The sequence below is a fragment of the Pseudomonas sp. PB120 genome, from assembly GCF_009761815.1.
Lineage (GTDB): Bacteria > Pseudomonadota > Gammaproteobacteria > Pseudomonadales > Pseudomonadaceae > Aquipseudomonas.
Genome location: NZ_RWIN01000047.1, coordinates 15,952 through 39,614, shown reverse-complemented (window position 1 = coordinate 39,614; position 23,663 = coordinate 15,952). Strand labels below are relative to the sequence as shown.

The 23,663-nt window shown below is 58.8% G+C and carries 21 protein-coding genes, 1 tRNA gene and 1 pseudogene; 14 read left to right on the top strand and 9 right to left on the bottom strand.

Annotation, left to right across the window (positions count from 1 at the left end):
• The first annotated feature begins 46 nt into the window (after nucleotides 1-46).
• From gpmI to EJA72_RS09910, 4 genes are all read left to right on the top strand, one after another.
• On the top strand, nucleotides 47-1,576 hold the full coding sequence (gene gpmI, locus EJA72_RS09925) for a 2,3-bisphosphoglycerate-independent phosphoglycerate mutase (RefSeq protein ID WP_157711285.1): 1,530 nt from the start codon (nucleotides 47-49) through the stop codon (nucleotides 1,574-1,576).
• A gap of 240 nt (nucleotides 1,577-1,816) precedes the next feature.
• Nucleotides 1,817-3,109 (top strand): murein hydrolase activator EnvC, encoded by a 1,293-nt coding sequence (locus EJA72_RS09920; RefSeq protein ID WP_157711284.1) that lies wholly within the window; start codon nucleotides 1,817-1,819, stop codon nucleotides 3,107-3,109.
• Nucleotides 3,110-3,143: 34 nt separating this feature from the next.
• The gene (locus EJA72_RS09915; protein WP_157711283.1) at nucleotides 3,144-4,463 is read left to right on the top strand and encodes a S41 family peptidase; all 1,320 of its coding nucleotides are present in this window, start codon (nucleotides 3,144-3,146) and stop codon (nucleotides 4,461-4,463) included.
• 1 nt (nucleotide 4,464) lies between these two features.
• Entirely contained in the window at nucleotides 4,465-5,232 is a 768-nt protein-coding gene (locus EJA72_RS09910; RefSeq protein ID WP_157711282.1) for a divergent polysaccharide deacetylase family protein, read from the top strand.
• A gap of 146 nt (nucleotides 5,233-5,378) precedes the next feature.
• On the opposite strand, the gene EJA72_RS09905 is transcribed toward EJA72_RS09910, so the two are convergent.
• Entirely contained in the window at nucleotides 5,379-6,134 is a 756-nt protein-coding gene (locus tag EJA72_RS09905; protein ID WP_157711281.1) for an ABC transporter substrate-binding protein, read from the bottom strand.
• A 216-nt stretch (nucleotides 6,135-6,350) separates the two neighbouring features.
• On the opposite strand from EJA72_RS09905, the gene EJA72_RS09900 reads away from it, so the two are divergent.
• Complete coding sequence (locus tag EJA72_RS09900) at nucleotides 6,351-7,880, top strand: serine protease (protein ID WP_157711280.1); 1,530 nt, start codon at nucleotides 6,351-6,353, stop codon at nucleotides 7,878-7,880.
• 36 nt (nucleotides 7,881-7,916) lie between these two features.
• Here the strand turns inward: EJA72_RS09900 and hisF are convergent, their stop codons facing one another.
• The 6 genes from hisF to EJA72_RS09870 form a co-directional block, all read right to left on the bottom strand.
• On the bottom strand, nucleotides 7,917-8,687 hold the full coding sequence (gene hisF, locus EJA72_RS09895; protein WP_007972752.1) for an imidazole glycerol phosphate synthase subunit HisF: 771 nt from the start codon (nucleotides 8,685-8,687) through the stop codon (nucleotides 7,917-7,919).
• A 9-nt stretch (nucleotides 8,688-8,696) separates the two neighbouring features.
• The gene (gene hisA, locus EJA72_RS09890) at nucleotides 8,697-9,434 is read right to left on the bottom strand and encodes a 1-(5-phosphoribosyl)-5-[(5-phosphoribosylamino)methylideneamino]imidazole-4-carboxamide isomerase (protein ID WP_017336056.1); all 738 of its coding nucleotides are present in this window, start codon (nucleotides 9,432-9,434) and stop codon (nucleotides 8,697-8,699) included.
• 42 nt (nucleotides 9,435-9,476) lie between these two features.
• Complete coding sequence (locus EJA72_RS09885) at nucleotides 9,477-9,734, bottom strand: DUF2164 domain-containing protein (RefSeq protein WP_157711279.1); 258 nt, start codon at nucleotides 9,732-9,734, stop codon at nucleotides 9,477-9,479.
• Nucleotides 9,735-10,373, bottom strand: coding sequence for an imidazole glycerol phosphate synthase subunit HisH (hisH, locus tag EJA72_RS09880; RefSeq protein ID WP_157711278.1), 639 nt, complete (start codon nucleotides 10,371-10,373; stop codon nucleotides 9,735-9,737).
• Nucleotides 10,373-10,966 carry an imidazoleglycerol-phosphate dehydratase HisB gene (hisB, locus tag EJA72_RS09875; protein WP_003218037.1) on the bottom strand — a complete coding sequence of 198 codons (594 nt, stop codon included), beginning with the start codon at nucleotides 10,964-10,966 and terminating at the stop codon, nucleotides 10,373-10,375. Before hisB ends, hisH begins: the two co-directional genes overlap by 1 nt.
• Before the next feature lie 268 nt (nucleotides 10,967-11,234).
• On the bottom strand, nucleotides 11,235-12,899 hold the full coding sequence (locus EJA72_RS09870) for an OFA family MFS transporter (protein WP_157711277.1): 1,665 nt from the start codon (nucleotides 12,897-12,899) through the stop codon (nucleotides 11,235-11,237).
• A 388-nt stretch (nucleotides 12,900-13,287) separates the two neighbouring features.
• On the opposite strand from EJA72_RS09870, the gene EJA72_RS09865 reads away from it, so the two are divergent.
• From EJA72_RS09865 to EJA72_RS09845, 5 genes are all read left to right on the top strand, one after another.
• Nucleotides 13,288-15,519, top strand: a complete 2,232-nt coding sequence (locus EJA72_RS09865) for an AsmA family protein (protein ID WP_157711276.1) — start codon at nucleotides 13,288-13,290, stop codon at nucleotides 15,517-15,519.
• The gene (gene mutY / locus EJA72_RS09860) at nucleotides 15,516-16,583 is read left to right on the top strand and encodes an A/G-specific adenine glycosylase (protein ID WP_157711275.1); all 1,068 of its coding nucleotides are present in this window, start codon (nucleotides 15,516-15,518) and stop codon (nucleotides 16,581-16,583) included. Before EJA72_RS09865 ends, mutY begins: the two co-directional genes overlap by 4 nt.
• Complete coding sequence (locus EJA72_RS09855; protein ID WP_157711274.1) at nucleotides 16,580-16,852, top strand: oxidative damage protection protein; 273 nt, start codon at nucleotides 16,580-16,582, stop codon at nucleotides 16,850-16,852. The genes mutY and EJA72_RS09855 overlap by 4 nt, the downstream gene beginning before the upstream one ends.
• A 103-nt stretch (nucleotides 16,853-16,955) precedes the next feature.
• Nucleotides 16,956-17,031, top strand: a tRNA-Phe gene (locus tag EJA72_RS09850).
• Between the two features lie 312 nt (nucleotides 17,032-17,343).
• The gene (locus EJA72_RS09845) at nucleotides 17,344-18,135 is read left to right on the top strand and encodes a TSUP family transporter (protein ID WP_157711273.1); all 792 of its coding nucleotides are present in this window, start codon (nucleotides 17,344-17,346) and stop codon (nucleotides 18,133-18,135) included.
• A 132-nt stretch (nucleotides 18,136-18,267) separates the two neighbouring features.
• Here the strand turns inward: EJA72_RS09845 and EJA72_RS09840 are convergent, their stop codons facing one another.
• On the bottom strand, nucleotides 18,268-18,732 hold the full coding sequence (locus tag EJA72_RS09840; protein ID WP_157711272.1) for a carboxypeptidase regulatory-like domain-containing protein: 465 nt from the start codon (nucleotides 18,730-18,732) through the stop codon (nucleotides 18,268-18,270).
• 261 nt (nucleotides 18,733-18,993) lie between these two features.
• On the opposite strand from EJA72_RS09840, the pseudogene EJA72_RS09835 reads away from it, so the two are divergent.
• From EJA72_RS09835 to EJA72_RS09820, 4 genes and pseudogenes are all read left to right on the top strand, one after another.
• Nucleotides 18,994-20,051: pseudogene (locus EJA72_RS09835) on the top strand (YhcG family protein).
• A gap of 69 nt (nucleotides 20,052-20,120) precedes the next feature.
• Nucleotides 20,121-21,092 carry an alpha/beta fold hydrolase gene (locus EJA72_RS09830; RefSeq protein WP_157711271.1) on the top strand — a complete coding sequence of 324 codons (972 nt, stop codon included), beginning with the start codon at nucleotides 20,121-20,123 and terminating at the stop codon, nucleotides 21,090-21,092.
• 20 nt (nucleotides 21,093-21,112) lie between these two features.
• Complete coding sequence (locus EJA72_RS09825) at nucleotides 21,113-21,529, top strand: hypothetical protein (RefSeq protein ID WP_157711270.1); 417 nt, start codon at nucleotides 21,113-21,115, stop codon at nucleotides 21,527-21,529.
• 6 nt (nucleotides 21,530-21,535) lie between these two features.
• A complete protein-coding gene (locus EJA72_RS09820; RefSeq protein ID WP_157711269.1) occupies nucleotides 21,536-21,988 on the top strand; it encodes a hypothetical protein in 453 nt (150 codons plus the stop codon).
• 70 nt (nucleotides 21,989-22,058) lie between these two features.
• Here the strand turns inward: EJA72_RS09820 and gabP are convergent, their stop codons facing one another.
• The gene (gene gabP / locus EJA72_RS09815; RefSeq protein WP_157711268.1) at nucleotides 22,059-23,450 is read right to left on the bottom strand and encodes a GABA permease; all 1,392 of its coding nucleotides are present in this window, start codon (nucleotides 23,448-23,450) and stop codon (nucleotides 22,059-22,061) included.
• Nucleotides 23,451-23,663 lie beyond the last annotated feature (213 nt).

Below are 23,663 nucleotides of genomic sequence, written 5' to 3'. Positions count from 1 at the left end.
CTCCCTTTTCCATCCCCCTCTTTTAATTCAGCCGCGAGTGGAATCCATGACTACCACGCCTAAACCTTTGGTCCTGATTATTCTCGACGGCTTCGGCCACAGTGACAGCCCTGAGTCCAACGCCGTGTTTGCGGCGAAGAAGCCCGTACTGGACCGCCTGTGGGCCACCGTGCCGAACGGTTTGATCTCCGGCAGCGGGATGGATGTCGGCCTGCCGGACGGCCAGATGGGTAACTCTGAAGTCGGCCACATGAACCTGGGCGCCGGTCGCGTGGTGTATCAAGACTTTACTCGCGTGACCAAATCGATCCGCGACGGCGAGTTTTTCGAGAACCCGACCATCTGCGCTGCCGTTGATAAAGCCGTCGCTGCCGGCAAAGCCGTGCACTTCATGGGCCTGCTGTCCGATGGTGGCGTCCACAGCCACCAGGACCACCTGGTCGCCATGGCCGAACTGGCCTACAAACGCGGCGCCGAAAAAATCTACCTGCACGCCTTCCTCGATGGCCGCGACACGCCGCCGAAGAGCGCCGAGTCGTCCATCGAACTGCTCGACGCGACGTTCCAGGCCCTCGGCAAAGGCCGGATCGCCAGCATCATCGGCCGCTACTTCGCCATGGACCGTGACAACCGCTGGGACCGCGTGTCCCAGGCCTACAACCTGATCGTCGATGGCAATGGCGAATTCAACGCCGCCACCGCCCAGGAAGGCCTGCAAGCCGCTTACGCCCGAGGCGAGAGCGACGAATTCGTCAAAGCCACCTCCATCGGCGAACCGGTCAAGGTCGAAGACGGCGACGCCGTTGTGTTCATGAACTTCCGCGCCGACCGCGCCCGCGAACTGACCCGCGTCTTCGTCGAAGACGGCTTCAAGGAATTCGAACGCGCCCGCCAGCCAAAACTGGCCGGTTTCGTCATGCTGACTCAATACGCCGCCAGCATCCCTGCCCCTTCGGCTTTTGCCGCCGGCAGCCTGGACAACGTGCTCGGCGACTACCTGGCGAAAAACGGCAAGACTCAGCTGCGCATTGCCGAAACCGAGAAGTACGCTCACGTGACCTTCTTCTTCTCGGGCGGTCGCGAAGAACCGTTCCCGGGCGAAGAACGCATCCTGATTCCGTCGCCGAAAGTCGCCACCTATGACTTGCAGCCGGAAATGAGCGCCCCGGAAGTCACCGACCGCATCGTCGACGCCATCGATAATCAGCGTTACGACGTGATCGTGGTCAACTACGCCAACGGCGACATGGTGGGCCACAGCGGCGTGTTCGATGCAGCAGTCAAAGCCGTTGAGTGCCTGGACCTGTGCGTCGGCCGCATCGTTGAAGCGCTGGACAACGTTGGCGGCGAAGCCCTGATCACCGCCGACCACGGCAACGTCGAGCAGATGGCTGACGAATCCACCGGCCAGGCGCACACCGCGCACACCACCGAACCGGTGCCGTTCATTTATGTCGGCAAGCGAGACTTCAAGGTTCGCGACGGCGGCGTGCTGGCGGATGTGGCACCGACCATGCTGATGCTGATGGGCCTGGAGAAACCGGCGGAAATGACCGGGACTTCGATTCTGGTGTAAGCAGCCCCTACAAACACCACCAAACCCTGTGGGAGCGAGCCTGCTCGCGATAGCAATCTGACATCAACCTCTTCGTTGAATGTACTGATGCCATCGCGAGCAGGCTCACTCCCACAATGGTTTCAGGGTGTTTTCAAATGCAACTCCACTCCAGTTATCACACAGCCCCAATTGGGCGTTTTTTTTGCGGCGCATGGCGGGCATACTAGGCCGTCCCTTTCCCTGGTGCCGCCCGCCTCTATGCTTCGCGTCCTGATAGCCCTCGCTCTGACTTGCCTGCTCCAACCGGCCTTCGCTGACGAGCGCACGCAAACCCAACAACAGTTGGACGCCACGCGTCAGGACATCGCCGAGCTGAAAAAACTGCTGGGCAAGCTCCAGGAAGAAAAATCCGGTGTGCAAAAAGACCTCAAGGGCACCGAGACCGAAATGGGCAAGCTCGAGAAGCAGGTCGAGACCCTGCAAAAAGAGCTGAAGAAAAGCGAATCCGAGCTGCAGCGACTCGATGGTGAGAAAAAAAAACTCCAGAGCGCGCGCACTGAACAGCAACGACTGATCGCGATCCAGGCCCGGGCGGCCTACCAGAACGGTCGTCAGGAATACCTGAAGCTGCTGCTCAACCAGCAAAACCCGGAAAAATTCGCCCGCACCCTCACCTATTACGACTACCTGAGCCAGGCCCGCCTGGAGCAGCTGAAGAATTTCAACGAAACCCTGCGCCAGCTGGCCAATGTCGAAAAAGACATCGGCCTGCAACAAGCGCAACTGCTGGTGCAGAAAAGCAGCCTCGACAGCCAGCGTGACGAACTCGACAAAGTCCGCCAGGAACGCCAGCAAGTCCTGGCCAAGCTGAGCGATGACGTGAAGGCGCGCGATCAGAAACTCGCCGCCCGCGAGCAGGATCAGGCAGACCTGTCTAAAGTCCTTAAAACTATTGAAGAAACCTTGGCCCGCCAGGCCCGAGAGGCAGAAGAAGCGCGACAAAAAGCGCTGATCGCCCAGCAGGAAGCCGAAAAAAAGCGTTTACGTGAGGCTCAGGCTGAAGCAGATGCCACTGACGCCCCACGTAAAACAGTCAAATCGACACCTGGCGCACTGGTTTCAAGTTCAGGCGAGACCTTCGGCGGCCCTTTTGCTTCGACCCGGGGAAAACTTCCTTGGCCGGTTGATGGTCGACTGCTGGCACGCTTTGGCGAAACCCGTGGCGACGACGCCCGCACCAAGTGGGACGGCGTGATGATCAGCGCCGCCGCCGGCAGCCAGGTGCATGCCGTGCATGGCGGGCGCGTGGTGTTCGCCGACTGGTTGCGCGGTGCCGGGCTGCTGGTGATTCTCGACCACGGCAACGGCTTTTTGAGTCTTTACGGTCACAACCAGACGCTGCTCAAGTCTGCGGGTGACGTGGTTAAAGCCGGTGAGTCCATCTCCACTGTCGGTAACAGTGGCGGGCAGGACACACCAGCGCTGTATTTTGCTATTCGTCAGCAGGGTCACCCGAGTGATCCGGCGCAATGGTGCCGCGCGCAAGGATAGGCGTTGAGTCACCTACATTAGGAGTTCGTTCGACATGCTGCATTTGTCCCGCCTTACCTCGCTGGCCTTGACGATCGCCCTGGTGATCGGCGCGCCGCTGGCGTTTGCCGCTCAACCGGCTCCGGCTGTCGCGCCTGCGGGCACTGCCGCGACCACCAAGGCGCCATTGCCGCTGGATGAGTTGCGCACGTTTGCCGAGGTCATGGACCGGATCAAGGCCGCCTATGTCGAACCGGTAGACGACAAGACCCTGCTGGAAAACGCGATCAAGGGCATGCTCAGCAACCTCGACCCGCACTCCGCGTACCTGGGCCCTGAAGATTTCGCCGAGCTGCAGGAAAGCACCAGCGGTGAATTCGGCGGCCTGGGCATTGAAGTCGGTGCCGAAGACGGTTTCATCAAGGTGGTATCGCCGATCGATGACACCCCGGCCTCCAAGGCGGGTATTCAGGCCGGCGACTTCATCGTCAAGATCAACGGCCAGCCGACTCGCGGCCAAAGCATGACCGAAGCCGTGGACAAGATGCGCGGCAAGATCGGCCAGAAGATCACCCTGACCCTGGTACGCGATGGCGGCACGCCGTTTGACGTAACCCTGGCCCGCGCCGTCATTCAAGTGAAGAGCGTGAAGAGCCAGCTGCTGGAGTCCGGTTACGGTTACATCCGCATCACCCAATTCCAGGTCAAGACCGGCGAAGAGGTCTCCAAGGCCCTGGCCAAGCTGCGCAAGGACAACGGCAAGAAGCTCAACGGCATCATCCTGGACTTGCGTAACAACCCGGGTGGCGTACTGCAAGCGGCGGTGGAAGTGGTCGACCATTTCGTCACCAAGGGCTTGATTGTCTATACCAAGGGCCGTATTGCCAACTCCGAACTGCGCTTCTCCGCCACTGGCAAAGACGAAAGCGAGGCCGTGCCAATGGTCGCGCTGATCAACGGCGGCAGCGCCTCAGCTTCGGAAATCGTCGCCGGCGCCCTGCAGGACCTGAAACGCGCAGTGGTCATGGGCACCACCAGCTTCGGCAAAGGCTCGGTGCAAACCGTGTTGCCGCTGAACAATGACCGCGCACTGAAGATCACCACGGCGCTGTACTACACGCCAAACGGCCGCTCGATCCAGGCCCAGGGCATCGTGCCGGATATAGAAGTGCGCAAGGCCAAGATCACCAGCGAGCAGGACGGCGAGTACTTCAAGGAAGCCGATCTGCAAGGTCACTTGGGCAATGGCAACGGCGGCGCCGACAAACCGACCGGCTCCGGCGGCAAAGCCAAACCGATGCCGCAGGATGACGATTACCAGCTGGCCCAGGCCCTGAGCCTGCTCAAAGGGCTGAGCATCACCTCCGGCCGCTGAGATGTCTCTGCGGTTCGTATTAGGTTTGCTGTGCTGTCTGGCGGGTACTGTTCACGCAGCGCCGGCCCCTCAAAAGGCCTACATCACGCTGATCATCGATGACCTGGGGCAGAACCTGCCCCGGGATCGTCGCGTGCTGGCCCTGCCCGGCCCGGTGACCACGGCGATCATGCCCGACACGCCCCACGCCACTGAGTTTGCCCGCGAAGCCCATCGCGCCGGCAAGATCGTCATCCTGCACATGCCCATGGACCCGGCCACCGGCCCGTTCGCCTGGCATCCGGAATTGCTTATCGAAGAACTCGAAAAGCGCCTCAACGCGGCGTTCAAGAGGGTCCCGTACACCAGCGGCATCAACAATCACATGGGCAGTCGCATGACCGCTCAGCAACCTGCCATGGCCTGGTTGATGGCGGAGTTGCAGCGGCGGCACAAGTTCTTCGTCGACAGCCGCACCAGCGCGCAAACCGTGGCAGCGGCTGAAGCGCAGAAGATCGGGTTGGCGAGTGTTTCGCGGGATGTGTTTCTGGATGATGAGCGCACTGAAGCGGCGATTCTGACGCAGCTGCAGACCGCGATCAGCCTGGCCCACAAGCAGGGTTCGGCAGTGATGATCGGGCATCCGTATCCGCAGACGCTCGCGGTGCTTGAGCGCGAATTGCCGAAGCTGAAAGCTCAGGGCATTGACTGGATTGATATCAAACAGATGATCAGTGTGCGCAGCAATCGTGCCACGGCTGCCCATGGCAAGGATGGGGTGTACCGCTAATCCGCAACACCACTAACCATGGTAGGAGTGAGCCTGCTCGCGATAGCCGTCTTACAGTCGACTCAAATGTTGACTGGAAGACCGCTATCGCGAGCAGGCTCGCTCCCACAGGGGTATGTGTATGGCGCAACATTTGGCGCTGATCGTTAGAGATACCGCGCCATGATCTCGTCCACCACGCCTTCTTTGCGCAGCTGATCCAGCGCGGCCTGCAGCTTGGCGACGGTTTCATCCGGCACGTCTTTGTTCAACGCCAGATACAACTCCGCACTATTGAAGCGCAGCACCGTCTTGAGCCCGGTAACGCCGTCCTGACGAGCCAGATAGCGCCCGGCCGGGTCGCCCGTCGCCCACAAATCGATTTGGCCGCTGGTGAGCTTCTTCGCATTGTCCTGATCGCGCAGCACGACAATCGGATTCAATCCTTGCTTGGCCAACGTCTCGGCGATCGCATCGCCCTTGTACGCGCCGATCTTGTACTTGCGCGCATCATCCAAGGTGTCGAGTTTGATCTTACTGTCCGCCTTGGCCAGCATGATCCAGTCATCCGGCCCGATCGGCCCCACCCATTTGAACAGCTTTTCGCGGTCCGGCAGCCGCGCCATGACGAACACGCCATAACCGGGCTTTTCCAGGGTGAGTTTGTAGATCCGTTCCCAAGGGAAACGCAGCGTCAAGCTGTAGGTAATCTGCGCGCGTTTGAAAATCTCGCGGACGATGTCGGTGGCAATGCCGTTGATGTTCTCGTCCTGCGCGAAATTCTTGCCGTTCTTCGCCATGTTGTACGGCGGGAAGTTTTCCGTCAGCAACACCATGTCGGTGTCGGGACTTTCAGTGGCGTGCACGCCATGCACGATCAATAGAGAAGTAGTGACGAGGGCAAGTAATAAGCGTTTGATCATGTCGGGCAACCGAAATCCATGGCATGACTAAGAGTGCCCTGAGCTAGACATGCTGTCTACTGGCCTTTTGATAACAACGCCGCCACCTTCTCCAGGGCGCCATACCGGCGCACGTGGAGGTACATAGTTACCGCCATCCGCTCCCGAACATCTGATTAATTGGTGATAGCCGGCGACATTCCGGTTTTCCAATCACCAAATCAGAGATTTCCACTCATGAATTCGATACACGTTCTTCTTGCCAGCGCAGCGTGCTCACTAAGTGCAACTTGTTTTGCGAACGGCATCGATTTTGGCGAAGGCCTGCAAAACTTGATGCCTTCCAAAGCCCTTGAAAATACCGACGGCTCCCGCAACCACTGGCAAGGTATCGGGCAGCTGGCGATCAACCGCGGCACCTGTACAGCCACGCTTCTGGACACCCGGGATGATATTGATCTGCATGGAACTCCCGCCTACATACTCACCGCAGGACACTGCATAGAATTAACCAACGGCAACATCGTGACCAATAGACCGGTCAGCGGCAGCATCACATTCAATTACTTCACTGATAGCTCCAGTTTCAAGACCTATCCGCTAAAGACGACGACATGGCGGAGCATGCAAGGCGTCGATATGGCGATCGTCGAACTGGATGTCGCTCTTCAAAAACTGATCGAGGATGGTATACAGCCATTGAAACTGGCGCGCGAAACACCCGCAAACGGGACAAACGTATTGATCGTTGGGGCGCCAATAGGCTTTGATCAAACTACGTTGCGCATGGCGGCCTGTAAGCTGCAATCGGCTCAGGAAATCGTTGAAGGCCCTTGGGTGTGGCGTAACACGCTTATGACTCGCTGCCAGGATATCCGGGGAGGCAGCTCAGGAAGTCCATTACTGGATCGCTACTCCAATGAGATAGTTGGTGTGATCGGGACCGGAAATTTTGATGAGAGCATTGTTCCATGCCGCGATCATGCACCCTGCACGCCCGTTGACGGCGCGTACCAGGCGGTATCGGGAAATGTATACGGCAACCCGACGGTATTTCTCAACGGGTGCTTCGCACAAGGTCGTATCGCAGCAAACCCGCCGTCATCCTGCCAACTCTACCCGGCGTTCACCATCGACTCTGGCGCAACCCAGTTGGAAAGTTACAAAAGGGTCAAACAGCACGATGACGGTTCCACGGTCATTCCAACCTGGAACTATCGATTCTCCATCAGCACTGACTTTTATCGTCATAAAACGGTGCGCAAGGCTATGGAGTGTGAGAGCACTCATCATTACAGCAACGCTGAAAGTTCAGCAGATGCCTTCATCAATGCCGAGATAGGGAGCGAACCGGGATTCTATTTCCTGTGCATTGTTGGTGTTGATTCTGTGACCCAGAAGCCTGAACCGGGACTTCTGAAAAATGCGCTGTCCCTGTCGGTCGAGATATTGGATAACAAACCAACCACCCTGCCTGATCTATCGATCGTGACCGAAGTCTATGTAGCCTTGGCTAAAACGGAGGAACCACACAGGACCTATTCCAGAAAATACGGTTCTGCCGCAACGACGGACTGCAATCAACCCGATAAATACAAGACCAGCGTGGACATGGATTTCTTCATTCCAAGCCACGACCTTCCGGGGAAGCTCTGCTCCATCGCCTACGACAAATCGGGGCAGGCGTCCGAGCCGAGAGCTGACCTGTTGCCCCCCGCGACAGTCACTCACGAGGCTGCACCGGCCATCACTGAGATTACCCCCTGACATCGGCCCGGATCGCTTCTTCCGGGCCTCGGGGATTTAGCGCATCACGATGCCGCGATGGGCCATGTAGGCCTTGGCTTCCTGCACGGTGTATTCGCCGAAGTGGAAAATACTCGCGGCCAGAACTGCGCTGGCGTGACCTTCGATAATGCCGTCGGCCAAATGCTGCAAGTTGCCGACGCCGCCGGACGCGATCACCGGAATGCCCAAGGCATCGCTGATGGCGCGGGTCACGCCCAGGTCGAAGCCGTTTTTCATGCCGTCCTGGTCCATGCTGGTCAGCAGGATTTCACCGGCACCCAGGCCTTCCATTTTCTTCGCCCACTCAACGGCGTCGAGACCGGTTGGCTTACGGCCGCCGTGGGTGAAGATTTCCCAGCGCGGGGTTTCGCCCGGGCCGGAGACCTTCTTCGCGTCGATGGCCACGACGATGCATTGCGAGCCGAAATGCTGCGCCGCTTCGCCCACGAACTCCGGGTTGAACACGGCCGCGGTGTTGATCGAGACCTTGTCCGCGCCGGCATTCAACAGGTTGCGAATGTCCTGCACGGTGCGCACACCACCGCCCACGGTCAGCGGGATGAACACCTGGCTGGCCATGCGTTCAACGGTGTGCAGCGTCGTGTCGCGACCGTCGACGCTGGCAGTGATGTCGAGAAAGGTAATCTCGTCGGCGCCTTGCTCGTCATAGCGACGGGCGATTTCTACCGGGTCGCCGGCGTCACGAATGTTCTCGAACTTCACACCTTTGACGACCCGGCCGTTGTCCACGTCCAGGCAAGGGATGATGCGTTTGGCCAGCGCCATGGTCAGTCCTCAGCCTTTGTACGAATCGCAGAAAGCTTGCGCTTCAGCGACGTCGAGGGTGCCTTCGTAGATCGCCCGGCCGGTGATCGCGCCGATGATGCCTGGCGCCTTGGCGTCGAGCAGCGACTTGATGTCACCGAGGTTGTGGATACCGCCGGACGCGATCACCGGAATACGCGTTGCAGCGGCCAGCGCAGCGGTGAACGGCACGTTGCAGCCCTGCATCATGCCGTCTTTGGCGATGTCGGTATAAACGATCGCGGACACGCCGTCGGCTTCGAATTGCTTGGCCAGGTCGATGACCTGAACAGTACTGATTTCAGCCCAGCCATCGGTGGCGACGAAACCGTCCTTGGCATCCAGACCGACGATTACTTTGCCCGGGAACGCGCGACAGGCTTCAGCGACGAACGCCGGATCTTTCACGGCCTTGGTGCCGATGATCACGTAGCTCACACCCGCTTTGACGTAGTGCTCGATGGTTTCCAGGGAACGGATACCGCCGCCGATCTGGATCGGCAGGTTCGGGTAGCGCTTGGCGATGGCGGTGACCACTTCGCCGTTGACTGGCTGGCCTTCGAAGGCGCCGTTCAGGTCGACCAGATGCAGACGACGGCAACCGCCCTCCACCCACTTGGCGGCCATGCTCACCGGGTCATCGGAGAACACCGTGGAATCTTCCATGCGGCCCTGGCGCAGACGAACACAGGCACCGTCTTTGAGATCGATAGCGGGAATAATCAGCATCTGGCAAACCTTCAAATTCGAGTATTCAGCTTCGCTCGGAAATCAGTTTTTCTCGAGCGCCCACAGGTCGCTTTCGATGCTTTCGAACCTCTCTTTGAGGTGCGTCTGCACATCGAAAATCGCCCTGTTGTAATAGTGCGGAGCAATTTCACGGGTAAACAGCTCAAGGATTTCAGCCGCTTCGAACGAACCCAGGTCCAGTTCGAAACGGTCTTCCATGAAGCGTTTGATCTTCTGATTGGCCTCGTTCTCCTGCTCGGGAGTGAGGGTCAGGATCGGCGGCTTCTTCTTGGCGGCCATTTACCAGCGACCATCCCACGCAGCGAAGTTCTGCAGCAATTGCAGGCCATGGGTATGGCTCTTCTCCGGGTGGAACTGCACGGCGAAACGCGAGCCATCGGCCAGCGCCGCGGCGAAATCGACACCGTAGTGACCGCCACCCACCACCTGGCGCGCGTTAGCGGCCTCGATGTAGTAGCTGTGCACGAAGTAGAAACGCGCCAGGTCTGGAATGTTGTGCCACAGCGGATGACTCACCGTCTGCTTCACTTCGTTCCAGCCCATGTGTGGGACTTTCAGGTGTTCGCCTTCTTCATGCAGGTCCTTGCCGAAGAACTTCACCGCGCCCGGAAACAGGCCGATGCAGTCGACGCCACCGTTCTCTTCACTGCTGTCGAGCAAGGCTTGCATGCCGACGCAGATGCCGAGGAACGGGCGATCCTGGCTGACTTCACGCACCAGCGAGTCGAAGCCCAGGCGACGGATCTCTGCCATGCAATCGCGGATCGCGCCAACGCCGGGGAAAACCACCCGGTCGGCTTCGCGAATCACATCGGCATCGCTGGTGATCAGGACCTTGCCGGCACCCACGTGCTCGAGGGCCTTGGCCACCGAGTGCAGGTTGCCCATGCCGTAATCGATAACCGCGACCGTCTGCATTACAGGACGCCCTTGGTCGACGGCATCTGACCGGCCATGCGGTCATCCAGCTCTACCGCCATGCGCAGTGCACGGCCAAAGGCCTTGAACACGGTCTCGATCTGGTGGTGGGTGTTGGTGCCACGCAGGTTGTCGATGTGCAGGCTGACCAGCGCATGGTTGACGAAGCCCTGGAAGAATTCCTGGAACAGGTCAACGTCGAAGCCGCCGACGGTCGCGCGGGTATACGGAACATGCATCTGCAGGCCAGGACGACCGGAGAAGTCGATCACCACGCGCGACAGCGCTTCATCGAGCGGCACGTAGGCGTGACCGTAGCGACGAATGCCTTTCTTGTCGCCGATGGCTTTGGCAAACGCCTGACCCAGCGTGATACCGACGTCTTCCACCGTGTGGTGGTCGTCGATGTGCAGGTCGCCCTTGCTGACGATATCCAGGTCGATCAGCCCGTGACGGGCGATCTGGTCCAGCATGTGCTCAAGAAAAGGAACGCCGATATCAAATCGGGCCTTTCCGGTGCCATCCAGGTTGATCGAGGCTTTGATCTGGGTTTCCAGAGTGTCGCGCTCGACTGACGCCTTACGTTCGGCCATCACCAGCTCCGCAAAATCATTGGGCGAAAAAGGCAGCCATTATAGGGGCGCGGGCGGGAAACAGAAACACGAGAGGTGATATCGCTGACGGATAGAACCCCGCAACGACGGGGATAGACATGTCCATACAAGCCATTTCGGACATCCCAAAACACCTGTAGGAGCGAGCCGGCTCGCGATGGGGACCTTTCATTCAACATTTCTGTCGACTGTCAGACCGTCATCGCCGGCAAGCCGGTCTCGCTCCTACAGGGTTAGCGCGTTTTACTTAGTGAAAAAGTACCGCGGTCTTCTGCAGGGTCACCCAAACACCCCACGCCAACGGAATACCCACTACCAGCCACGCGGCAATCGCCAACGGCTTGCTGCCTGGCGCCGCTTTCCACTCCAGTACGGTGCTGCTGTCAGCACCCTTGTCATGGCCCAGCGCCTGTTCGGCAGCCAGCTGGGCGTCGGTCATGAAGTACTTGTCGGCCACCGGACGAACCAGCAGGTTGCACAGGAAGCCCAGCACCAGCAGGCCAGCCAGGATGTACAGCGTGATGTCATACGCCGCGGCGCGTTCAACGCCGATGCTCAATTGATATTCACGCAGGTAGTTCACCAACACCGGACCCAGCACACCCGCCGCCGCCCAGGCCGTGAGCAGACGACCGTGGATTGCGCCGACCATTTGTGTACCGAACAGGTCCGCCAGGTAAGCAGGAACAGTCGCAAAACCACCGCCGTACATCGACAGGATGATGCAGAAAGCCGCCACGAACAGCGCAACGTTGCCCAGGTGACCGAGGTTCGGTATCAGCGCATACAGGGCGAAACCGAGGGCGAAGAACACGAAGTAGGTGTTTTTACGACCCAGGTAATCCGAGAACGAAGCCCAGAAGAAACGACCGCCGATGTTGAACAGGCTCAGCAAACCGGTGAAGCCGGCAGCAATCGCTGCAATCGAAGCCAGTTGCCCGGCGTCCAGTTGGCCAAACGACTGATCAGTGCCCAGCAATTTGCCACCGAACACTTCCTGCAACAGTGGCGAAGCCATGCCGAGGATGCCGATACCGGCCGACACGTTCAGGCACAGCACCAGCCACACCAGACGGAATTGCGGCGTTTTCCACGCCACATTCACGTGGACGTGACGGTGGGTGATCATCGCATTCGAGGCTTTTTTCGCCGGAGCGGTCCAGCCTTCAGGCTTCCAGCCGGTTGGCGGAACGCGGTAGGACAGTGCGCCACCGATCATGAACACGAAGTAGATCGCGGCCATCACCAGGAAGCTCTGCCATACGCCCACGCTGTCCGGCGAAGCGAAGTGGCCCATCAGGGCTGCGGCCAACGGAGCACCGACCATCGCGCCACCGCCGAAGCCCATGATCGCCATGCCGGTCGCCATGCCGCGCTTGTCCGGGAACCACTTGATCAGGGTCGAGACCGGTGAGATGTAACCCAGCCCAAGGCCGATACCGCCGATGACCCCGGAGCCCACCCACATCAGCCAGATCTGGTGGGTATAAATCCCTAGCGCGGAAATCAGCAGACCACCACACCAGCACAGCGCCGACACAACGCCAGCCTTGCGCGGCCCGGCATGTTCCAGCCAGCCGCCCCAGATCGCTGCCGAGCAGCCGAGGAAGATGAAGAACAGGGTGTAGATCCAGCCGAGCATCGAGATCGGCCAGTCGCATTGCGACGAGAAGACTTGCGAGATGAAGCTCATGTCCGGCGCGCAGGCCACAGGCTTGGTCACGCCCAGCGATTTGGACAGCGGCAACCAGAACACCGAGAAGCCGTAGGCCATGCCGATGCAGAGGTGGATGGCCAACGCGGCCGGTGGAACCAGCCAGCGGTTGAAACCGGGCTTGGCGATGATGCGTTCCTTGGACAGGAACGCGGGCTGGCCGGCGGCAAAGCCGTCCGCCGTGGTGCTCGTGCTCATTGTGTATCCCCCAATTATTAGTATGGCTCGCCAGCCGCTTCTCACCCCCAGCCTCTATGCACGCGGGCATGACTGTTTTTTGGATGAGACGTCGTGTTTGTGCGACATCACGTCGCAGAAGGACGGGCGAACCGGCAGAGGTTACCATTTGCAGGTGACAGAAAAACCAAACTGATATCACCTTTTACAAGTCATCTGTTTTCGTACCACTGCAGGAACTGCCATGCTGGTCATGGTCGAGCGACTGGCATCTTTAAGCCTTGGCTTTGTGGCCAGGCTAAATTTGCCGCGGTATGTGTTGCCGATGTCATCGCTGACCGGTCGTCAGTTTTGGGGCGCTATACTCCCCGGCTAAATTTCGAATTTGACTAACTACAAGGACTCGCCCATGAAAGCGTTCGGCAAAATCCTGGGTCTGGTGCTTCTCGGGTTGTTGCTGATCATTGTGGCGCTCGGCTTTGCCCTGACCCACCTCTTCGATCCCAACGACTATAAAGACGAGATTCGCCAGATTGCCCGCGACAAGGCCCACATCGAGCTGACGCTCAATGGCGACATCGGCTGGAGCCTGTTCCCGTGGCTGGGCCTGGAATTGCACGAAGCCAGCGTCGCGACCCTGGTCAAACCCACCGAGCCGTTTGCCGACTTGCAGATGCTCGGGCTCTCCGTCCGCGTGCTGCCACTGCTGCGCCGTGAAGTGCAGATGAGCGATGTGCGCGTCGAAGGCCTCAACCTGCGCCTGAACCGCGACAAGGATGGCCACGGCAATTGGGAAGATATCGGCAAGTCCCCGGCGCCCGCCACCCCGGCCACGCCACCGGCCGCCACTGGAGAACCTGCGCCGGCCGCGCAAACCACCGCCCAGGCCGAAAAGCCGGCGCAACCGATCCGTCTGGACATCGACAGCCTGACCGTTAATAACGCCCGCGTTGAATACAACGACGAGAAGACCGGCAAGCAATTCAGCGCCGAAAGCATCCAGCTGAGCACCGGCCCGGTGCATGACTCGACCAACATCCCCGTCAAACTCACCGCGTTCCTGGGCACGAATCAACCGGTCCTGCGGGTGCGTACCGAACTCAATGGCGAGCTGCGTTTCGAGCGCGCGTTGCAGCGCTACAAATTCGAAGACATGAAATTGTCCGGTGAAGTCGCCGGCGATCCGCTGCAAGGCAAGACCATGACCTTCGCCGCCCAAGGGCAATTGTTGCTGGATAAAGCCGCGAACGTCGCCGAATGGACCGGCATCAAGATCTCCGCCAACCAGCTGCGTGCACTGGGCGAATTGAAGGTCAACGACCTCGACAAGACTCCGCAAATCAATGGCGGCATTTCGGTTGCCCAGTTCGACCTGGCGAAATTTGTCGACAGCATTGGCCAGAAGCTTCCTGCCATGGCCGAAGGCAGCCTGAGCAAAGTCGAGCTGGTCAGCCGCGTTGCCGGCACACCGACCAGCATGTCGTTCGACAACATCAACCTGAAAGTCGATGACAGCAGCTTCAGCGGTCGTATCGCTGTCGAGGATTTCGCCAAACAGTCCCTGCGTGCGGTGCTCAAGGCTGACACTTTCAACGTCGATCGCTACCTGCCACCCAAATCCGCCGAAGCCAACAGCGCCAAGCAAGTGCGCCAGGCCGAAGTGGCCAGCACCGAGGCCAATGCCCTGGCCGGTGCCGGCAGCACGCCGCTGCCGGAAAAACCGACCAAGGAAGCCTGGAGTTCGGAGCGTCTGTTGCCGGTGGAGCGACTGAGCACACTCGACGTAGACGCCGACCTGACCTTCGGCCAGTTGACGCTCGACAAACTGCCGATCCAGAACGCTGCACTCAAAGCCACTGGCCAGGGTGGCCTGCTGACCCTGGAGAACCTGCGTGGCGACCTGTACGACGGCAACTTCGAATCCAAGGGCACCCTCGACGTGCGCCAGCAAGCACCAGCGCTGAATCTGCAGACGCGCATCAGCAAAGTACCGGTGGAAAAGATCCTCGAAAGCCAGGGTAAAAATCCGCCGGTCAAAGGCCTGGTCACACTCACCAGCGCCCTGACCGGCAACGGCAACAGCCAGAAAGCACTGATCGAGAGCCTCAACGGCAACGCCAGTTTCGTCATCAACAACGGCGTGCTGCTCAATGCCAACCTCGAACAGCAGCTGTGCAAAGGCATCGCCACGCTCAACCGCAAAACCCTCAGCGGCGAGCCGCGCGGCAGGGACACACCGTTCCAGGAGCTCAAGGGCAACCTGACCTTCCGCAACGGCGTGGCCAGCAACCCGGACCTGAAAGTGCGTATCCCGGGCATGACCGTCAATGGCGACGGCGACGTCGACCTGCGAGTGCTGGGCATGGATTACCGCGTCGGCATCATTGTCGAAGGCGACACCAGCGCCATGCCGGACCCGGCTTGCCAGGTCGGCGACAAGTTCGTCGGTATCGAGTGGCCATTGCGCTGCCGTGGCCCGCTGGAACTCGGCGCCAAGGCTTGCCGCCTCGACAACGAACGCATGGGACAGGTCGCCAGCAAACTGGCCGGTGACAAAATCAGCGAAAAAATTGACGAAAAGCTGGGCGACAAAGTCAGTCCCGAGCTGAAAAACGCATTGAAGGGGCTGTTCAAGCGATGAAATCCGAGCAGTTTTCATCGGCGGTGCTGGATTGGTACGACCGCCACGGCCGCCACGATTTGCCTTGGCAACAAGGCATCACCCCGTATCGGGTGTGGGTCTCGGAAATCATGTTGCAGCAAACCCAGGTCAGCACCGTGCTGAATTACTTCGACCGGTTCATGGCGTCGCTGCCAACGGTCGAAGCCCTGGCCGCCGCGCCGGAAGACGAAGTGCTGCATCTGTGGACCGGCCTCGGTTACTACACCCGCGCGCGCAATTTGCAGAAGACCGCGAAAATCATCGTTGCCGACTACGGCGGCGAGTTTCCCCGAGATGTGGAAAAGCTGGTGGACCTGCCGGGCATCGGCCTGTCCACGGCCGGCGCGATCGCCAGCCTGAGCATGGGTCTGCGGGCGCCGATCCTCGACGGCAACGTCAAACGCGTCCTGGCGCGGTTTACGGCGCAAGAGGGCTACCCGGGCGAGCCCAAGGTCGCCAAACAGCTGTGGGCCAATGCTGAGCGCTTTACGCCGCATGATCGGGTCAACGCCTACACCCAGGCGATGATGGATCTGGGCGCCACGCTGTGCACACGCAGCAAGCCGAGCTGCCTGCTCTGCCCGCTGGAAAAAGGCTGCGAAGCGCACATGCTCGGCCTGGAAACCCGTTATCCGATCCCCAAACCGCGTAAAACCGTGCCACAGAAGCGCACGCTGATGCCGATGCTCGCCAACGCAGAAGGCGCGATCCTCCTTTACCGTCGCCCTTCCACGGGCTTGTGGGGCGGTCTTTGGAGCTTGCCGGAACTCGACGACCTCGACGACCTGCAGCACTTGGCGTCGCAACACTCGCTGGAATTGGGCACGCAGCAAGCACTGCCGAGCCTGGTTCACACCTTCAGCCACTTTCAGTTATCCATCGAACCCTGGCTGGTTCAGGTCCAGGAGACCGGCCATCACGTGGCCGAGGCCGACTGGCTCTGGTATAACCTCGCCACCCCGCCGCGCCTGGGCCTTGCCGCCCCGGTCAAAACCTTGCTCGAACGCGCGGCCGCCGTATTGAACGCAGGAGAGTCGTCATGACCCGCACCATCATGTGCCGCAAGTACAAAGAAGAACTGCCCGCCCTTGAGCGCGCTCCATTCCCGGGCGCAAAGGGCCAGGACATTTTCGACCACGTCTCGGCCAAGGCCTGGGCCGCCTGGCAAAAGCACCAGACCCTGCTGATCAACGAAAAACGCCTGAACATGATGAATGCCGAAGACCGCAAATATTTGCAGGGCGAGATGGACAAGTTCTTTTCCGGCGAGGATTACGCCAAGGCTGACGGCTACGTTCCACCGGCCGAATAATCCCGCTTTTTCGAGGGTCGGAACGTAAGCGACGGTAATAATTAAAATTTTTTTGAAAACTTTCTTGACGACCCCCTGAAAAACCAGTTTAATTCGCCCCGTTGCCCAGATAGCTCAGTCGGTAGAGCAGGGGATTGAAAATCCCCGTGTCGGCGGTTCGATTCCGTCTCTGGGCACCAAATACCGAAAACCCTGAATCGCAAGATTCAGGGTTTTTTTATGCCTGGGATTTGGTGAGGTGGCTTTCTAACCCCTTTGCAGTCTCTCGAATCTGTCGGAACGCTCCGTAGGCTTTAACGGAAATGGACGACATACGCTGATCATCAGATTGGGCAGAATCGGCGCAGGAGCTGCCGCTTAACTGGAAGCTGATGCACAACAGGGATGTGAACGATGACCGGCGCCACTAACCAAGACATCGCTAGCGCTGATTTTTTTACTAAAGCCGAAATCAGACCATTCACCCTTCAGATCCGAAAAGAGGGAATGTGATGTCTTGGGATGTAATCGGCATGTTGGCGCTCGTCGCGTTTTGCGCCGGATTTTTTGACGCCATTGCTGGCGGAGGCGGGCTGATCACCTTGCCCGCGCTGTTTTTGGCCGGGGTAGACCCCATCAGTGCAATTGCCACGAACAAGTTCCAGGCCGCTTCGGCAACCATTTCGGCAACGGCAACCTTTGCTCGCAAGGGAATGATCGAATGGCGCACGGGCCGTTTCCTGGTGATCTGCGGATTCATTGGTGGCGCCAGTGGTGCATTGCTGGTCAGTTCAGTTGATAAGCGCTATCTGGAAGTTTGCGTGCCTATCCTGCTGATTCTGGTGGCTATGTATTTTGCGTTCTCGCCCAAGCTGGCCAACGAGGGTCGACGCAAGAGAATCGGCATTCTGCTTTTTTCATTTACCGTAGCGCCGATCCTCGGTTTTTACGACGGTATATTCGGTCCCGGCGTAGGTTCTTTCTTTCTCGTCGGTTTTGTTCTTCTCTGCGGCTTGGGAATGATGCGGGCCATGAGTTTTACCAAGCTTGCCAACGCCTCTTGCAACCTGGGGTCTCTGGCCGTCTTCATTACCAAAGGTGTGATTATCTGGCCGATTGCCATAGCCATGGCGTTGGCGGCCTTCATCGGCGCTCAATTGGGCGCCCGCGCGGCCGTTCGGGTGGGCCCACGACTGATTAAACCCATGTTGATCATGGTCTGCTGCGCCTTGGCCATCAAGCTGCTGAGCGTCGAAGACAATCCATTGCGTGTTGCGATCATCCATTCATTCACATCATCGTAATAACGCCAGATACCGAAAACCCTGAATCGCAAGATTCAGGGTTTTTTATGCCCGAGATTTCATCCCATCCGGGCCTTGCGCTCGATCACCGATACTTTTTCCCTCTCCCGCTTCGGGAAAAGGTGGCCAGCCTCATGAGCCAGTAGCGTATTGATCGCCGCTCCAGTGGATGTTCAGCTCACGGGCAGCACCGCTTCCGATGTCCACGGTATTGCGTCGTTCCTGGCCGTTACGCGTGGTGACGACCGTGTACTTGCCTGCGGGAAGACTCACGTACACCAAGGGACCCGCCTGGTCCAGGCTGAACACCGAATGGCCGTGTGTATCCTGCACGACCACATTGACGCCAGGCAGGTATTCATTGGCTGATCCAACACTGAAGCTCATGTGGAGGTTGTACCCATGGGCTTGCTCGATGAACCGCGCTTCATCCACACCAATGCCACCTGACAGGTAACTGATTCCATTCTGCTGTTCTTGCTGGATCTGCACACCGGCAGTGTCGACAGGTCCCGGAGACGTTGCAGGGGCCATGGCGGGAAACATAAACACACCGACAACTGCGATGGGCAACATCAAAGAATGGACGTATTTCATGATGACGACTCCCGGGTTCTTCAGAACCCAATCGTTACTCCTTTTAGATTTCTGACTGGGCGCTCAAGTTTTAGATTGATTTGACCTTGAGCTCACTGCGAATTGGACTACAGGATGCACTCCGCAAGCCTTGATGGCCGTCGGAGCCATCCTGCAAAAGTAATCGGATTTTCCTTCCGGACTCCAAGACGCGCCCGGCATCGCCAACCCACCCTCCTCTGCAATCCTCTTCTGCCTGTTCATCCAGCGGCGGAAGATTTCATGAGTGCACTCAAATCTGAAAATGCACAAGACACACAACTGGCCTCATTACTGGGAAATCTTGGCGAGCTGATACGCGAGGCACGGAGCAAGGTGTTACGCACCGTCGATACTCTTCAGGTGCAAACGTGCTGGCAAATCGGCAGGCATATGGTGGAATTCGAGCAGGAAGGTGCGCGGCGAGCGGCGTATGGCAAGCAATTGCTGGCAACGCTAGGGAAGGCACTGACAGCCGAGTTCGGGAAGGGCTTTGACGAAACCAACCTGCGAAAAATGCGGCTGTTTTATCAAGCGTTTCCAATTCGAGACGCACTGCGCCTCGAATTGAGTTGGACCCATTACCGCAGGCTGCTGCGAGTCGACAGTGACAGTGCGCGCAATTGGTACATGGACGAGGCCGCCAACTGAACTGGTCAAGCCGCGCCCTGGAGAGACAAATCAATACGCTCTATTACGAGCGCCTGCTGATGAGTCGTGACAAGACTGCCGTCATGCAGGAAGCTGATACGAATATCCATGCGATGAACGATAACCCCCGGGAATTCATCCGGGATCCCATGATGCTGGAGTTTCTCGGCCTGCCCAATGCAGGGTTTGTGCTGGAAACCGAACTTGAACAAGCGCTCATCGAACAGCTGCAGGGCTTTCTGCTGGAGCTGGGCAAAGGCTTTGCTTTCGTCGCCCGCCAGCAACGCATCAGTACCGAAGGCAGGGACTTCTACATCGATCTGGTGTTCTACAACTATCTGCTCAAATGTTTTGTCATCTTTGATCTCAAACGCGGCGAATTGACCCATCAGGATGTCGGGCAAATGGACATGTACGTCCGAATGTACGATGACCTCAAACGCAGCGATGAAGATGGCCCGACCGTCGGCATCATTCTCTGCGCTCAAAAAAACGAATCCGTGGTGCGCTACTCGGTGCTGCAGGGCAATGAACAACTGTTCGCCAGCAAATACAAATTCGTGCTTCCAAGTGAAGAAGAGCTGCGCGCGGAACTGGATCGGGAACGGGCCGCGATTGAAGAGCGACTGCTTGATCAGTCACCCGAATAATCACAGATCGATTGTTCGCACACAGCACGAAGACTATTGTTGGCCACTACCCGCAAAGGTACGAAGCCGATGAATTTGCAGGACATGCCTTCACTGGCGCTGAATCAAATAGCGTTACAGCTGCCCGGCGAACCGTTCAACGAACCCGCCGCAGACGGATTCATCCTCGGTGGCTTCACCTGGCGCCATGCCTTTCAGGACACTGCTCGCCCCGTCGTCATCATCAACGCCGCCACCTCCGTTCGCTGCCGGCACTATTCGCGCTTCGCCGATTACCTGTACGCCAACGGCTTCGACGTGATCACCTACGACTACCGCGGTATCGGTGAATCTCGCCCCCCATCACTGAAAAACCTCGAGGCGTCATGGACCGACTGGGGCGCATTGGACTTTGAGGCGATGCTCAAGCGCGCTCAGCGCGAATTCCCCGGTCAACCTGTCGATGTCGTCGGCCACAGCTTTGGAGGCTGTGCAGCGGGCCTGGGAGCGTCCGGGCACTTGGTTCGACACTTGGTGACGGTTGGCGCCCAATTCGCTTACTGGCGCGACTATGCGCCGGCCCATCGCTGGCGGATGTTCGGCAAGTGGCATGTGGTGATGCCGTTGATGACGATGCTCTACGGCTATTTCCCGGGCAAGCGCCTCGGTTGGCTGGAGGATACGCCCGCCGGCGTGGTTCGCGACTGGTGCACGCCGACGTCCCGTTATGAAAAACGCCCCAGTGGCCGCGCTCTACTCGCAAAAACCGGCCACCTGCCGTTTGCCAGCGTTACCGCGAAAACCCTCGCCATCAGCATCAGCGACGATCCTTATGGAACAGTTGCTGCCATTGAACGCCTGCTCGCCTATTTCTCCAACGGCACAAATACCCACCTGCGAATCACTCCAATGGACATCGGCGAAGAAGAAGTCGGACATTTCGCCTTTTTTCGCAGCGCATACCAAGCCACACTATGGCCCATTGCATTGTCCTGGCTGCGAAGCGGTGAACTGGCCCCCGATACCCCGGGGCGGACAGTACCGCGCAGCGAGCCCTTTTAACGCACGACGGATCAAACACCATGGCCTCCGCCAACAAGCAGCAAAAACGCGCCACCCGCGCCAAAGCCAAGGCTAAACAGAACCGCACCCAACGGGCCGCGGCGCCGGTGGAGCTGGACCCGAACGACGACCGCATCGATTTTGAATCGGTCGACCTGACCGACATGTTCAAAGAAATGATCGACGCGCAAAAGATCAGCCAGCAGGCCATGTGCGCGGCCTTCCTGGAACACCCGCTGATTGCGCTGGTGCTGGAGCAGGAAGGCGAAGAAACAGCGACAGACTTCATCATCGCCGCGCTGATCGAGTACCGCCAATGGTCCACGGAAACAGATGAAGCCGGCGCGCTGGCCTGGATCGAGTCCCCTGCCTTCCAGGTGGATTACGTGGCGGCATCCGAAGCCATCGCGGCCCAAAACCAACCGAAAGCAAACTGAGCACCCATGGCCTCCCTGAACAAGCAGCAGAAACGCGCCAAACGCGCCAAGATCAAAGCCAAGCAAATCAATATCCACGGCCGCAAGCCCGCCGCACTGGACGATGACCTGGGCGAGATCGGCGAACCGATTCCGGAATACACCCTGGCAATGTTCAGCAAAATGCGCGACGCAGAAGCTGTCAGCCGTAACGACATGCTGCTGACCCTGCTGTCCGATCTCGCCGGAATCATCAGCGACCATCCAGAATTGCTGGACATGGAAAACGCCGACAACGAAGCCATGGCCGCGACCCACCTGGCCGCCGACATGCTGATCGATTACCGCATGTGGGCCGACGGCATGGACCGTGAGACCGCGCAGGCCTGGCTGACCGATCCGCAGTTCATCACCGACTTTGGCGATGCGCTGGACAGCTATCGCCAGACGCTGGATGCAGAGGAAGAAAAAGGCGAGTAAGTCTTCGCCCTTAAACAAAAACGGCCGCTTGTCATCACTGACAGCGGCCGTTTTCACATCACGCGATCAATCAGCTCAGTACTACCGCGCCACGTGCGTCCAGCTTGCGGCGGCGAGCCACGAACAGGCCGGCGGCCACGACACACAGGCTCAGCAGGCCGGTCGCGAGGATTTCCACGCGGTGGGCTTCCTGGAACAGCATGATGGTCAGTGCGCCGACGATGAACACGATCACGGCGTAGGTCAGGCCAGGGAACAGCCACATGCTGAACGCGATTTTCTCGCCACGGGCAATGCGCTGCTTGCGCATGCGCAGTTGCGAGATCGCGATCACCAGGTACACCAACAGCGCGATGGCGCCGGAGCTGGCCAGCAGGAATTCGAACACCGCAGCCGGGGCTACGTAGTTGGCGAAGGTTGCCAGGAACGCTGCACCAGTGGACAGCATGACAGCCCAGTAAGGCGTGCCGCTTTTGTTGGTGCGGGTGGACATGGCCGGTGCATCACCGCGCTTGCCCAGGGAGAACAACATACGCGACGAAGTGTAGAGCGCCGAGTTCAGGCAGCTGGTTACAGCGACCAGTACCACGATGTCGACGATCATTTTGGCGTTAGGGATGCCCATGCGCTCAAGCACGGTCTGGTAGGAACCCAGGCTGGCCAGTACAGGGTCGTTCCAAGGCACCAGGGCCACAACGATGAAGATCGAAACGAGGTAGAACAAGCCGATCCGCCAGATCACCGAGTTGGTGGCCTTGGAGATTTGCTTGCCCGGATCTTTCGATTCCGCGGCCGCAATGGTCACGATCTCGGTACCCATGAAGGAGAACATGGTGGTCAAGATTGCGCCCAGTACCGCGCCCATGCCGTTTGGCAGGAAACCTTGGGTGTCGAACAGGTGCGAAACACCGCTGACCTGGCTGCCCGGCAGGAAGCCGAAAATCGCCGCGACGCCCAGAACGATGAAGCCGATGATCGCCAACACTTTGATCAGGGCGAACCAGAACTCGAATTCACCGTAGTTCTTCACACTGAACAGGTTGGTCACGGTCAGCAACATGGTGATGACCAGGGCGAAGGCCCAGATATCCACGCCAGGGAACCAGGCATGCAGGATGGTTGCGGCGGCGTTGGCCTCCAGCGGGATCACGAGAACCCAGAACCACCAGTACAGCCAGCCTATGGTGAAACCGGCCCAGTGACCGATCGCGCGATCGGCGTACGTCGAGAAAGAGCCGGTGTCTGGCGAAGCAACCGCCATTTCACCCAGCATGCGCATGACCAACACCACCAGCATACCGGCGGCGGCATAGGCCAACAGTACGGCCGGGCCTGCAGCGGCGATGGCGTGACCCGAGCCCACGAACAGGCCGGCGCCGATAACCCCGGCAATCGACAGCATGGTCACATGACGCGGTTTGAGCCCCTGTTCGAGGCCATTAGAGCTTTGGTTACTGCTCATTGAAACTACCTTTGTAAGGAAAAGCGAATGCATGCATCCCGCTCGGTGTTCCTTCTCGTAAAAAGAAACCAACGGGGCGTTCTAGATTCTGTACGCAAGATTTGCGCCAAAATGTTTCAAAACCGTCTAATCCGGCGATCTCGTCCCGACCGGACAGTCATCGCAAGTCATTGAGATTAATGGCAATTAGCCAGAACGTTACCCTGCGACCCA

Coding starts and splice junctions, on each gene's coding strand:
- EJA72_RS09845 (WP_157711273.1), top strand. CDS start 17,344: ATGTCTTGGGATGTAATCGGCATGTTGGCGCTCGTCGCGTTTTGCGCC.
- EJA72_RS09910 (WP_157711282.1), top strand. CDS start 4,465: ATGTCTCTGCGGTTCGTATTAGGTTTGCTGTGCTGTCTGGCGGGTACT.
- EJA72_RS09900 (WP_157711280.1), top strand. CDS start 6,351: ATGAATTCGATACACGTTCTTCTTGCCAGCGCAGCGTGCTCACTAAGT.
- hisB (WP_003218037.1), bottom strand. CDS start 10,966: ATGGCCGAACGTAAGGCGTCAGTCGAGCGCGACACTCTGGAAACCCAG.
- EJA72_RS09830 (WP_157711271.1), top strand. CDS start 20,121: ATGAATTTGCAGGACATGCCTTCACTGGCGCTGAATCAAATAGCGTTA.
- EJA72_RS09840 (WP_157711272.1), bottom strand. CDS start 18,732: ATGAAATACGTCCATTCTTTGATGTTGCCCATCGCAGTTGTCGGTGTG.
- EJA72_RS09865 (WP_157711276.1), top strand. CDS start 13,288: ATGAAAGCGTTCGGCAAAATCCTGGGTCTGGTGCTTCTCGGGTTGTTG.
- EJA72_RS09915 (WP_157711283.1), top strand. CDS start 3,144: ATGCTGCATTTGTCCCGCCTTACCTCGCTGGCCTTGACGATCGCCCTG.
- gpmI (WP_157711285.1), top strand. CDS start 47: ATGACTACCACGCCTAAACCTTTGGTCCTGATTATTCTCGACGGCTTC.
- hisH (WP_157711278.1), bottom strand. CDS start 10,373: ATGCAGACGGTCGCGGTTATCGATTACGGCATGGGCAACCTGCACTCG.
- EJA72_RS09855 (WP_157711274.1), top strand. CDS start 16,580: ATGACCCGCACCATCATGTGCCGCAAGTACAAAGAAGAACTGCCCGCC.
- EJA72_RS09920 (WP_157711284.1), top strand. CDS start 1,817: ATGCTTCGCGTCCTGATAGCCCTCGCTCTGACTTGCCTGCTCCAACCG.
- hisF (WP_007972752.1), bottom strand. CDS start 8,687: ATGGCGCTGGCCAAACGCATCATCCCTTGCCTGGACGTGGACAACGGC.
- EJA72_RS09820 (WP_157711269.1), top strand. CDS start 21,536: ATGGCCTCCCTGAACAAGCAGCAGAAACGCGCCAAACGCGCCAAGATC.
- EJA72_RS09825 (WP_157711270.1), top strand. CDS start 21,113: ATGGCCTCCGCCAACAAGCAGCAAAAACGCGCCACCCGCGCCAAAGCC.
- EJA72_RS09905 (WP_157711281.1), bottom strand. CDS start 6,134: ATGATCAAACGCTTATTACTTGCCCTCGTCACTACTTCTCTATTGATC.
- gabP (WP_157711268.1), bottom strand. CDS start 23,450: ATGAGCAGTAACCAAAGCTCTAATGGCCTCGAACAGGGGCTCAAACCG.
- hisA (WP_017336056.1), bottom strand. CDS start 9,434: ATGCTGATTATTCCCGCTATCGATCTCAAAGACGGTGCCTGTGTTCGT.
- EJA72_RS09870 (WP_157711277.1), bottom strand. CDS start 12,899: ATGAGCACGAGCACCACGGCGGACGGCTTTGCCGCCGGCCAGCCCGCG.
- mutY (WP_157711275.1), top strand. CDS start 15,516: ATGAAATCCGAGCAGTTTTCATCGGCGGTGCTGGATTGGTACGACCGC.
- EJA72_RS09885 (WP_157711279.1), bottom strand. CDS start 9,734: ATGGCCGCCAAGAAGAAGCCGCCGATCCTGACCCTCACTCCCGAGCAG.